The following is an 11,725-nucleotide window of genomic DNA, read 5'->3' as shown; positions in this document are numbered from 1 at the left end:
ATTCTGGTAAATTTTGTTCAATAGATTTTATTGCTTCTATAACATCTTCTTTTTTAAATAAAACAAAGACACCTTTGCCAGCGGCTAAACTATCATATTTCAGAACACAAGGTAACGAAAATTCATTTGAATTTCCTATCTCTAGAAAATGATTTAGTTTTATTTTTAATTGATTCCAGCTTATTATTTCAGATTTTGCCGTTTGAACTCCAGCAGATTGAATCACTTCTTTGCATATAATTTTACTAGCCTCTAAGGAAGCGCAATTTAATGAAGGAGCTAAAACAGGAATATGATTTTGAGAACAATATTCTTCAATTCCTTGAGCAATAGGATTTTCAGGTCCAGCAATCACAAGTCCTACTTTATTTTCTTTAGCAAATTTTGCAATTTCTTGGACTTGTGTTGATGGGCATTCTGCATATTTTGCGGAATGCCAATTTCTTTTTCCTGCAGCACAAAAAACAGTATTTACTTCGGGCAATTTAGAAAAGGAAGAGTAAATAGTATAATCGCGCCCACCATTCCCAATGACAAGAATGTTTTCTGGCATGGTAGCTGAATTTATTGTTTCTTTAAATATTAGTTTTGATATTGGCCAAGAAACAAGATTTGTTTCACAAATTTCTTTAGGTTGTTTCTCTCCTACAAAAGTTTGAAACATTTCATTATATCGGCGCGAAATTTTTTGGGACAACTCTTCTGTTACTTTATGGTCTTTAAAGTAAGGGTGATTTGCAGGGTTTTCTTTATATTCTTCTGGTTTTCCTATTATTTTGATTAATTCTTCTCTTAAAAATTCTTTTGACATTTGTTTTGGTGCCAATAAATTTAACCCATTTGCAATCCAATAGCGAGAAGAATCGGGAGTGTGAACTTCGTCAACTAAAATAATGCGGTTTTGGTATAAACCCATTTCATATTTTGTATCTACTAAGATGAGACCTCTGATTAAAGCTTCTTTTTCACCAAAAAGAAAAAGTTCTATTGCTTTTTTTTCGACAAAACTCCAGTTTTCCTTTCCTATTATTTCGGAAGCTTTTTCACAAGAAATAGGGAGGTCATGTCCACTTTCTGCTTTTGTAGAAGGTGTAATAATAGGGGTGCTAAATTTTTGATTTTGAGTCATATTCTCAGGAAGTTTAATCCCATATTCCGAATAAACACCTGCAGCACCTTTTTCCTGATACAAGCGCCAAAGACTTCCCGTGAGATAAGATCTTACAATGATTTCTACAGGAAAAACTTTTGCTTCTTTAACTAAAACGTGTGTTTCGTCAAGACAGCCAATTAAATTGTTTTCAATAATATGAGATGTTTTATTAAAGTACCAAACGGATATCGCTTGAAGAATTTCAGCTTTTTTTTCAATTTGAAAAGGAAAAATATAATCAAATGCAGAGATACGATTGCTTGTTTCGATAATTCTGGTTTCATTATTTAAAAAAACACTATTTCTGACTTTTCCGATATAGATGTTTTTTATGGATGTCATATAGAATTCCTTAAAAATATTTTTGAATTTTTATTAAATTTTCATTCATTTGTTCAATTGGTATTTCTCCACCTGAAAAAATGGCTCTACTAAATGGAAAAATAATCTCATTTGGATGATTTTTACATTTTTCAATTACATTCCAGTCTGCATTTTGAGCACCAATTCCTGGTGATAAAATAGATAAATGGCTTTCTTTTATTTCATTTGAAAATAAAATATTTTCCCTATTTGCAGCAACAACAACGCCTGTTAATTTTTGTAACGAAGTTTCCCCTTGAAAAACATCGTTTCGAATTTCGGTGCAAGCTAAAAGTGTTTTTTTCCAATTGTCTTGAATAAAAGAAAGATGATTGGTGCTAGATTCACTTGTGGCACAAAGAACATAAACACGCCCTTTTTTACCCACATGTTTAGCACATTCTTCTAAGGACATTTGAATTGATTTTTCACCTAAAAAAGGGCTTATTGTAATGCCATGAGCTCCAATAGAATGAAAAACAAAATCGAGGTATGCCTTTAATGATGTCGAAATATCATTAAATTTTGCATCTAAAATAATGGTGTATTGTTTTTGAAAACGGGCAACAAGTTCTTCAAGTAAAAGTAAACCTTTGCTGCCGTAAGAAAGAAAAAAAGCCAATTGAGGCTTCATAATGCTGTCTTTTAAATTTCCAGAACAAAATTCAAGAATTTCCATATGCTTGTATACAGATTCACGAAAAGATTCAAAATCTTTATTTGTGGGATTGGGATCAACTCCAAGACAAAGTTTTACATTATGATTTTTTTTCATTTAAATCCTTCCTAAATCTTTCAGCAGCATTTATGTGTTCTTGGCTCTTATTTGAATAAGAAATAAAATGCCCCATTTTACGGTTTAATTTTGCCTCTTCTTTTCCATATAAGTATACATCAATAATTTCAGGATGATTTTTCCAAGTTGATAAGTTTAATTCACTTTTGTTACCTTGTGTGATCCAGGTATTGCCTAATAAATTTCCCATGCAGTAAAATCCAGGATTTAATTTTGGTTCGTGCAATGGAAGATCTAATAAAGCTCTTGCATGAGCATCATATTGGCTAATGTCACAGGCATTTCTGGATATATGTCCCGAATTGTGAGGTCTAGGTGCAAATTCATTTACATAAATAGAATAGCCATCACTCTCATGAAGTGAATTGTCTTTATTTTTTTGTTTCGTTATAAAAAATTCTGTTGTCAAAAGTCCAATAATATTTAATTTATTTGCGCAATTTTTAGCAATTTCTTTGAGTTTGATTTGGATATTTTCTGTCAATTTTGATGGAACTGTCGTGTTATAAAGAATATGATCTTTATGAACATTATCAAAAATAGGGAAACAGACAGAGTCTCCATCCTGATTTCGTGCAACGATACAACTTGCTTCATATTCAATAGCAATTTTTTCTTCAATGATAACGTCAACAAATTTTTCTTTCGTAAAAGAATTTTTAAAATTGTTGATATCAGAATCATTTTCAATGCTCCATTGACCCTTACCATCATAGCCACCTGTAGATGTTTTAATAATAAAAGGTTTAGGAAATGTAGGGAGAATTTGAATTAAATCTTCATGTGATTTTGCAAATGCAAATTGACAAACAGGAATGTTATTTTCTTTTAAAAATGTTTTTTCATAAAATCTATTTTGAGTAACGGTTAAAACACTTTCGGAGGGATATATTTTTTTCCCTGTTACTTTAACAAGGGATTCCAGAAGTTCCGTGGAAACATTTTCAAACTCATAAGTAACAACATCACATAGGGAAAAAAACTCTTTCAACTTATCAAAATCGTTCCATGAACCCTGAAAATGAAGAGGGGATCGATGAAATGAAGGAGAAGTTGGTTCAGGATCATAAAAAGCAACCTTGGCTCCATATTTTAAAAGGGATTCAGAGAGCATCCCTCCTAACTGACCACCTCCTAAAATTCCAATCGTTTTCATACCTCTTTTTTTCCTTGTTTTTTAAGAGATTTTAAATATTTTTCCTGAACGATTTCATTACCGTCAAGAGCTTTATCCGCTCTATTTTTGCGCCATTGAACTAGTTTTTGTGCTAAATTTTTATCATGTAAACAAAGAATTTGAATTGCAAATAAAGCTGCGTTTGTTGCACCTGCATTTCCTATAGCAAAAGTTGCAGTTGGAATGCCACCTGGCATTTGCACTATGGAAAGTAAACTGTCTAATCCATTTAATGATTTTGATTGAACAGGAACAGCTAAAACGGGGAGAGTTGTTAATGCACTTACCATGCCAGGTAAATGAGCCGCCCCACCAGCTCCTGCAATGATAACTTGGATCCCTTTTTTTGTCGCTGATTTTGCAAATTCAAACATGAGTTCGGGAGTTCTGTGGGCACTGATAACTTGAATTTCGTAGGGAATTTGAAATTCAATTAAAATTTCTTCAGCATGTTTTAAGGTTTCATAATCAGAATGGCTTCCCATGATAATACTGACACTATTTTTAGGACTCATTTAGATTGCTCCTAGTTTTTCAATACAACCTTTTTTTTGGGCAATTTCATCTTGGTAGTTTCCAGAAAAACATGCCGTACACCAGCCTCCATTTAAAGATTCTTCTTTCTTATTTAAAGAGGAAGTTTGAAAGCTTTGCATAACTTGAAGTAACTGGTTTTCAGATAAAAATTCTAATGTATTTGATTTTAAATATTCATTCATTTCAAGAGAAGTCATTACTTGCGCTAAAAGTTCTTTGCGTTTTGGGGTATCTATTCCGTAATAACATGGGTATTTAACAGGAGGGGAAGCAATTCTCATATGAACTTCTTTCGCTCCTGCTTCACGAAGGAGTTCAATAATTTTACGAGAAGTAGTTCCTCTAACAATACTGTCATCAATAACTATAATACGTTTGCCTTTTACAGTTTCTCTAACGGGATTTAATTTAAGTCTTACTTTAAAATTTCGCACGTTTTGAGTGGGCTCAATAAACGTTCGTCCTACATAGTGATTTCGAATCAATCCAATACGATAAGGAATTCCAGATGCTTTTGCGTAACCCATTGCCATAGGAACGCCGCTATCGGGGACTGCAATTACCATGTCAGCATCGACAGGATTATTTTTTGAAAGTTCTTCACCCATCGCAAAACGAGCATCATTTGCTAATATATTCCAAACAAGACTATCTGGTCTTGAAAAATAAACATGTTCAAAAATGCATTTTGAATGTTGTAATTTTCTATTTTGAAATTCTGTTAAGTTAAAAATGTTACTTTGTGTTAGTCCTGTTGCTAATTCTATTGATAAAATTTCACCAGGAGCTATATCTCGAACAAATTCAGCTCCAACTAAATCCATTGCACAAGTTTCGCTAGATAATACCCAACTTGGAATGCCATTTTCGTTTTTCATTTTACCTAAGGAAAGAGGACGATAACCGCAAGCATCAACAACGGCATAAAGATGAGTAGGCGTTAATACTAATAATGAAAAAGCTCCAGATAATTCTTCAAAAGAATGTTTTAATTTTTCAATAAAAGTAGTTTTGTTACTTCGTGCCATGATGTGTAGAATAAGTTCGGTATCTGCTGTGGCTTGTAAAATAGCACCTGAATTTTCAAGAAAAGTTCGAATTTCTTCAGAATTTACGATATTGCCATTATGAGATAAAGAAACAGGAATTCCGCCAATACGAGCTGTAATGGGTTGCACATTAGCACCAATATTACCACCTGCAGTACTGTAACGAACATGTCCTATTGCATTGTTTCCTTCTAGTTTTAAAAGATCATTCTCTTTAAAAACGTCAAAAACAAGGCCTGTATTTCTATGTGTATTTATAATTTTTTCATTTGTAGTTGAAATCCCTGCACTCTCTTGACCGCGATGCTGAAGAGCAAAGAGGCCAAGATAAGCAATTTTTGAAGCATTTTCTGCGTTTGTAACTCCAAAAACACCGCACATTAGATTGTTTCCTTATTTGCACAAGATAACGTTTCAAAATATTGTTTTAAAGATTGCGAATATTTAGCGTAAACATTGTCAAAATTAAATAAAGGCATTGAAATTTCAGAGTCTTTATGTTTGAGTTCCGCAATTTTATTTACATTCAAGTTTAAAAATTCTTGATTCATGAAAATATCTGCTTTTTCTTTGGAATCAAAGCCAACTATAAATCCCATGTTACCTTCCGCAAAAAGTGTTTTTGTAGAAGTTTTCCAAGTTTGGCTAGAAAGATCTAAAGCACTTTTTGATTTTAAGGATAGTGAAATTAAAGAACCAATTAAGCCACCATGTCCAACAGGCACTGTAATTTTAGGACTTAATTTTTGGATTGTATTTAAAATACATTGCCATAATTCTTTTTCATTTGTCAAAACAAGTTTCGGACAATTGGAGTTCTCACCACCAAGTAACCAAGCAGTTTGAGATGCTTCATAGCTTGAATTTTCAAAAGCATCTTTAATGGAAATATGATAAAGAAACACAGATTTCTCATTGGATTTTTCAAAAAAGCGATGAGGTAAGGAGTCTAATGGTACTTTACTGAAATCATCTACTCTTCCTACTATGCCAAGCATGGGAGTTGGAGGAATAGGGCGGCCTGAAGTTTGGTTATTTAAACTTACATTTCCACTTACTATAGGAATATGTAGATGTTTCGCTACAATATTAATTCCATCAACCGCATCGGAGATTTGGCGCATGACTTCGGGAGAGCGTGGACTACCAAAGTTTAGGCAATCTGTCATTGCTAAAGGAACAGCTCCCGATGCAATTATTTTACGAGCAATTTTTAAGGCAGATAATCCAGAACCATCAAAAGGATTTAATTCTACCCAACGTTCTTCACATCCACCTGCAATAGCGGCTCCCGTTTTTGTTTTGTTACCTTGTGAATCGACTTCTTGAGCATATTCTGGTAAACGAACAATACCAGCGGATGCGGATTGTAAAGAACCTACAGCTGCAATTGTGTTACCTTGAACGGTAGAACAATAATTATGATATACCGGTGATCTGCTTGCATTTGTTGGATGAGAATAAAGTTTTGAAATTAATTTAGGATATTTTTCAATAAAATTTTCTAAATTTAAATTGGATAAAATATCTTTATGAGCTTCTTTGTTTTCTGCATTTAAAGATAAGGAAAGATTTTTAGAATGATTTTCTCCATCCCAAGAATTTTCACATGTTTCGTTTTTAATGACTTTATGATTATTTAAATATTCTTCTTTATTTTGAATTGGCCATTCGTATCTTGGAATATCTTCTACTAAAATATTTACTGGGGTTGCCGTAACAATTTTGTTATCAAAAATACAAGTAAATAATCCTGTATAATTTACCTTACCGACAACAGCATATGAAATATTAAATTTTTCAAGTTCATTTAAAACGGCATCTATATTGTTAGGTGAAACAGCGCACAACATACGCTCTTGTGATTCACTTAATAAAATTTCCCAGGCTTGCATATTGCTTGCTCTTTGTGGAACTTTATTTAAATCGATGGCAACACCGCATCCTGAACGCCCAGCCATTTCGACAGAACTTGATGTTAACCCAGCGGCTCCCATATCTTGTAAACCAACCGTTAATTTTTTTTCAATTAAAGATAATGTGGCTTCAAGAAGTACTTTTTCAGCAAAAGGATCACCAACTTGAACAGTTGGTTTTAAAGCGGCACCTGTCCCTGAAAACTCAGAGCTGCTCATGGTTGCTCCATGAACACCATCTCGACCTGTAGCTGAACCAAAATAAATGAGAACATTTTCTTTTTCTGGAAAAAGAGTTTCGTTTACTTCTGGTATTACTTCGTTTGTTACTTTAATTTTAGGAAGAACTTGTTCTGCTTTCTTTTTAAGTGGAACAATTTGTTCTTCACTCGCTTCAGAAAGAATTCCTCTAAATATTTTGTCTTTATGTATAATTCCAGCATTAAAAGCATTTACTAATATATTTTTGCTATAATTATGATGAAAACTGATATCGCCTGTAACAGTAGGAACGCCAACGGAATTTCCGTAATCTCCAATTCCGCGAACGGTGTCACGAATGAGCCTTGCATTCCACGTTCCTTCTCCAAAACGCAAGCAATTTAAACTTGCAATTGGATAAGCGCCCATACAAAAAATATCTCTTAAAATGCCGCCAGCCCCAGTTGCGGCACCTTGATAAGGTTCCAAATAACTTGGGTGATTATGTGATTCCATTTTAAAAGCAATGCCATAATTTTTATTAATAGCTACAACGCCCGCATTTTCACCAGGACCTTGAATAACCCAAGGTTCTTCTGTGTGAAAACGTTTTAAGTGAACTCGCGATGATTTATAAGAGCAATGTTCACTCCAAAGGGCACCACATACGGCAAGTTCTTCGTAAGATGGCAATCTGCCAAGCTGTTTGCAAAACGTTTTCAATTCTTCTTCATTTAAACCGAATTGAATTGCTTGTGTTAAAAACTCTTTTGTTATGAGGGATGTATCAAACATCTTAGCTCACTCCCCTGTTTATATTTTCAGAAAATTTTTCTAGTGGACTACCAGCTTTTATTTTGATTTTTCTGGATTGGGAAATCCCAAGTAAGAAAAGAAGTCCTTCCGTACCACCCACAAAACTATCTGAAGCGCGTTCAGGATGCGGCATCATACCAAAAATTGTTCCTGATTCGTTTGTAATTCCTGCAATGGATTTATAGCTTCCATTTTCATTGTGATTGTAATAAACAATCGCATTTTTTTCTGCATTTATTTTGTCTGTTTCGTTAAGAGGCGGAAGCCAATTTCCCATTCCACAAGACATAGGAATTAAAAATTCAGTAGAAAACGTTTTTTTTACATTTTCTAAATTTTTAGGACTGAATTTTGGAATCCAAACACATTTATTTTCAGTGTTACTTAAGTCTAAAAAACTGGGATCAATTTTTATTGAAACAGGAAAATGGTGATGCTGACGAGTGATATTTTTTATCAAAGCACCAGGAAGTAGACCTGTTTCACATAAAATTTGAAAACCATTACATATTCCTAAAATGGGAATATTTTCTTTAGATTTTTCTTTTATGAATGCCATTTCTTTCGTGCGTGAAGCAATGGCTCCCGCTCTTAAATAATCTCCGTAGCTAAATCCACCTGGAATAAAAATAGCGTCAATTTCATTCGCCGTAAGCGAAGAATGTTTTTCTAAATCTAGAAATTCAGCTTCGGTATCTAAGTTATTTGAAATCCATAACAAAGATTCTTTTTCACAATTAGTTCCAGGAAAAACCGGTATTAAGGTTTTTTTCTTCATTGGACGACCTCAACCTTATACTGCTCGGTAACAGGATTATGCAAAACCTCACAAGCATATTTATTTATGTTTTCTGGGGAAGCATCACCAGCCATGCGAATAAAGAAGGACTTTTGTTGACGCAAGCTGATCACGGCGTTGCCAGAGAGCTTCATATCGTTTGCAATTGTTTTTGCCTCGGTGTCAAGCACATCAGGAAGAAGTTCTACTGTTACTTTAATTACTTTTTGAAGTGATGGAACTTTTTGATTAACTTGTTCTGTCTTTTTACGGTTAAATTCTTCAGGAGTGATTCCAAAAACACGTTTAAAAGTAACAGGAGCGGAACTAATGTAACGATCTGTTTCAAAAAGAGCTGAAATTGTTTTGCTTCCTACAATTTCACAAACTTTTTTATTCGCAAGAAGATCATCTAAAAATTGTTTTTGGGCAACTCCAGATGTAGTTACTTTTGCAGAGATATTTAATGCAATAGATTGAACAAGTTCATAGGCTTCGGTACGATTCATTCCGCTTGATACAAGGGCTGTTAATACACTTTGGCTTGCCCACAATCCACCAGTTCTCCAAAGAGTCGCATTCATGGCTTCGGGGCGAATTTGCATGCCTTCAATTAAAGAAGCGCAACGGGAGATCATAAAATCGGCAGTTACGAAAATATCTGGAAGAGCCATACGTTCTACGCTACTATGTGAAATATCTCTTTCATGCCATAGCGCTACGTTTTCAGATAACATTCCAGCAAAACCACGTATTGTGCGAGCTAAACCACAAAGGTTTTCGGCAAGAATAGGGTTTTTTTTGTGAGGCATTGCAGAGCTGCCTTTTTGTTTTTTACCAAATGGCTCTAAAACTTCACCAAGTTCAGTACGTGCCCAATGACGAACGTTTGTGGAAAAACGATCTACAGCGTTGGTTGCTGCTAAGATAGCGCTAGCAACAGCAACAAGGCGATCCCTTGGAATGACTTGGGTGGCAACAAGTTCAGGTTCTAATTCTAATTTATTTAATACTGCCATTTCAAACTTTGGACTTAATTGAGAATATGTTCCCACAGCTCCTGAAAGTTTTCCAAAGGACATTAATTTTTGTGCATCTAAAATTTCGTGATGCGCTCTTTGAAATTCAGCAAAATGGCTAGAAAGAACTTGGCCAAAACTCATTGGTTCGGCATGAATTCCATGGGTCCGGCCAATGCAAACCGTATTTACATGAAGAAAAGCTTGGTTTGTTAAATTTTCTCTAAGTTTTTGAAGGGTATTTGAAATAATTTGAAGGGATTTTCGTGTGCGGAGGGAAAGGCTTGTGTCTAGGACATCGGAACTCGTTAGTCCTTTATGCAGAAAATGTCCTTTGTCTCCCATAGCGTCACCAACTTCAGATACAAAAGCAATAACATCATGGCCTGTTTCCTGCTCTCTATTAAGAAAGTCAGATGGTTTTTTGCTCTTTAAAGCAGCGTCAAATACGCTTAAAACCTCAATAGGGGCTTCACCTGAATCGACAAGAGCAGAGAGGTGAGCTTTTTCAACTTCAGCCCAAGATGCATATTTGGCATCTTCGGTCCAGATAGCTTTCATTTCTGGGCGGGAATAACGTTCAATCATGATGCAAACCTCCGGTTATTTATGTCTGTTCACACGGTCAGTTTCTCTTAGAAAAAAATATTCCCTTATACAAGTACAATTATTAAAAATAGATAAATTTTAAAGAGATAAAGGGGGTTACCAGCTTAAGCCCACATCTAAAAAAAGCATTAAAATAAAACCAAAAATAAATCCTGTGGTTGCTTTGGATTCATTCCCGGATCGATGTAATTCTGGTATCATTTCTCCGCATATCACATAAAGCATGGCGCCTGCGGAAAGAGCCAAACCTGCTGGAAGGAGCGAGTTTGAAATTGTTGTTGCAAGACAGCCTAAAAGCGCTCCAAAAGATTCAGCAAGACCTGCTATTAAAGTAGCATTTATAGCGTATTTATTAGAATATCCGTAAGCTTTTAAAGATAAAGCAACAACAAGTCCTTCTGGAATGTCCTGAAGAGCAATTCCAATGATTATGGGCAAAGCAATTTTTACTTCGCCGCTTCCTAAGCCAACACCTACAGCAAGACCTTCTGGGAAATTATGAATTGTGATTGCTAAAATAAACAACCAAATTCGTTTTAATGCTTTACTTTCGCCGCCTTCTTTTCCTTTTAAAAAATGTTCGTGAGGAATTTTTTTATTAAGGTAACTTATTCCAAAACTACCTAAAAAAACAAATAAAGCAATGTAACTTGCAACTGTTAATTTATTTGTAAATTTAATTTCGGCTAAAGTAATAGCAGGATTTATAAGTGAAAAACAAACAGCGCCAAGCATAACACCAGCGCTTATACCCATTAAGATATCTCTTGTTTTGGTTGAAATATTTTTTAGGAAAAAAATGGGCAATGCCCCAAGACAAGATGCTAAAAAAGTAACAGTGGTACCTATTAATATGATATTTATAAAGGAATGTGTATCTAGTATCACTTTTTTAATTTATTCCTTATTACATTTATTTATTTTCATATTTTTTTAACCACAGTATCTTAAAAAACCAAGAATAAAACAAGAGCATTAAAGTGAGCTGAGTCCTTTTACAATAGAAGTTAGCTTCATAACATCATGAATTTTATTTCTTGAAACTCCTAAATCCATAACTGCTTTTTCATGTGAAATGACACATTTTTCGCAGCTATTTAAAATACTAATTGCAAGTGAGATAATTTCAAACTTTTCTTTTCCCATAAATGGTTTTGCAAGTGCATTCATTCTTAAACCTGGCGAACCATATTCTGTAGAAGCGTTAGAATCATTTTTTTCAGAAAAAAATCTAAACTTATAATGCCAGTTAAGAGTTGAGAAAGATATTGTGAAGATTGAAGAAATAGCTCCAATTTGTTAGTTAATTGT

At 34.2% G+C, this 11,725-nt stretch carries 10 protein-coding genes; all 10 read right to left on the bottom strand.

From position 1 onward, the window contains the following. Positions 1-1,495, bottom strand: a 1,495-nt coding sequence (locus ACIQ56_RS08855; RefSeq protein ID WP_397600709.1) for a phosphoribosylaminoimidazolesuccinocarboxamide synthase, incomplete at its 3' end; no start/stop codon positions are given. A 10-nt stretch (positions 1,496-1,505) separates the two neighbouring features. Continuing rightward, positions 1,506-2,291 carry an orotidine-5'-phosphate decarboxylase gene (pyrF, locus tag ACIQ56_RS08850; RefSeq protein WP_397600708.1) on the bottom strand — a complete coding sequence of 262 codons (786 nt, stop codon included), beginning with the start codon at positions 2,289-2,291 and terminating at the stop codon, positions 1,506-1,508. After that, positions 2,275-3,468 (bottom strand): 5-(carboxyamino)imidazole ribonucleotide synthase, encoded by a 1,194-nt coding sequence (locus ACIQ56_RS08845; protein ID WP_397600707.1) that lies wholly within the window; start codon positions 3,466-3,468, stop codon positions 2,275-2,277. The genes pyrF and ACIQ56_RS08845 overlap by 17 nt, the downstream gene beginning before the upstream one ends. Then, positions 3,465-4,004, bottom strand: a complete 540-nt coding sequence (gene purE, locus ACIQ56_RS08840; RefSeq protein WP_397600706.1) for a 5-(carboxyamino)imidazole ribonucleotide mutase — start codon at positions 4,002-4,004, stop codon at positions 3,465-3,467. Before purE ends, ACIQ56_RS08845 begins: the two co-directional genes overlap by 4 nt. Then, positions 4,005-5,456, bottom strand: coding sequence for an amidophosphoribosyltransferase (gene purF, locus ACIQ56_RS08835; RefSeq protein ID WP_397600705.1), 1,452 nt, complete (start codon positions 5,454-5,456; stop codon positions 4,005-4,007). Next, entirely contained in the window at positions 5,456-7,987 is a 2,532-nt protein-coding gene (locus tag ACIQ56_RS08830) for an AIR synthase related protein (RefSeq protein ID WP_397600704.1), read from the bottom strand. The genes purF and ACIQ56_RS08830 overlap by 1 nt, the downstream gene beginning before the upstream one ends. A gap of 1 nt (position 7,988) precedes the next feature. Next, the gene (locus ACIQ56_RS08825; RefSeq protein WP_397600703.1) at positions 7,989-8,786 is read right to left on the bottom strand and encodes a phosphoribosylformylglycinamidine synthase subunit PurQ; all 798 of its coding nucleotides are present in this window, start codon (positions 8,784-8,786) and stop codon (positions 7,989-7,991) included. Then, positions 8,783-10,393 carry an adenylosuccinate lyase gene (gene purB, locus ACIQ56_RS08820; RefSeq protein ID WP_397600702.1) on the bottom strand — a complete coding sequence of 537 codons (1,611 nt, stop codon included), beginning with the start codon at positions 10,391-10,393 and terminating at the stop codon, positions 8,783-8,785. Before purB ends, ACIQ56_RS08825 begins: the two co-directional genes overlap by 4 nt. 117 nt (positions 10,394-10,510) lie before the next feature. Next, positions 10,511-11,302, bottom strand: a complete 792-nt coding sequence (locus ACIQ56_RS08815) for a ZIP family metal transporter (RefSeq protein WP_397600701.1) — start codon at positions 11,300-11,302, stop codon at positions 10,511-10,513. Positions 11,303-11,389: 87 nt separating this feature from the next. Then, a complete protein-coding gene (locus ACIQ56_RS08810; RefSeq protein WP_397600700.1) occupies positions 11,390-11,584 on the bottom strand; it encodes a carboxymuconolactone decarboxylase family protein in 195 nt (64 codons plus the stop codon). Positions 11,585-11,725: the final 141 nt, after the last annotated feature.

It is taken from the genome of Silvanigrella sp. (assembly GCF_044369315.1).
Lineage (GTDB): Bacteria > Bdellovibrionota_B > Oligoflexia > Silvanigrellales > Silvanigrellaceae > Silvanigrella.
Note: the sequence above shows the minus strand (reverse complement) of the source record. Positions and strands in the feature narration are given on the sequence as shown.

What these genes read in the sequence shown, in the direction of transcription:
- purF (WP_397600705.1), bottom strand. Translation starts at nt 5,456, where the DNA reads ATGTGCGGTGTTTTTGGAGTTACAAACGCAGAAAATGCTTCAAAAATT.
- ACIQ56_RS08845 (WP_397600707.1), bottom strand. Translation starts at nt 3,468, where the DNA reads ATGAAAACGATTGGAATTTTAGGAGGTGGTCAGTTAGGAGGGATGCTC.
- pyrF (WP_397600708.1), bottom strand. Translation starts at nt 2,291, where the DNA reads ATGAAAAAAAATCATAATGTAAAACTTTGTCTTGGAGTTGATCCCAAT.
- purE (WP_397600706.1), bottom strand. Translation starts at nt 4,004, where the DNA reads ATGAGTCCTAAAAATAGTGTCAGTATTATCATGGGAAGCCATTCTGAT.
- purB (WP_397600702.1), bottom strand. Translation starts at nt 10,393, where the DNA reads ATGATTGAACGTTATTCCCGCCCAGAAATGAAAGCTATCTGGACCGAA.
- ACIQ56_RS08810 (WP_397600700.1), bottom strand. Translation starts at nt 11,584, where the DNA reads ATGAATGCACTTGCAAAACCATTTATGGGAAAAGAAAAGTTTGAAATT.
- ACIQ56_RS08830 (WP_397600704.1), bottom strand. Translation starts at nt 7,987, where the DNA reads ATGTTTGATACATCCCTCATAACAAAAGAGTTTTTAACACAAGCAATT.
- ACIQ56_RS08825 (WP_397600703.1), bottom strand. Translation starts at nt 8,786, where the DNA reads ATGAAGAAAAAAACCTTAATACCGGTTTTTCCTGGAACTAATTGTGAA.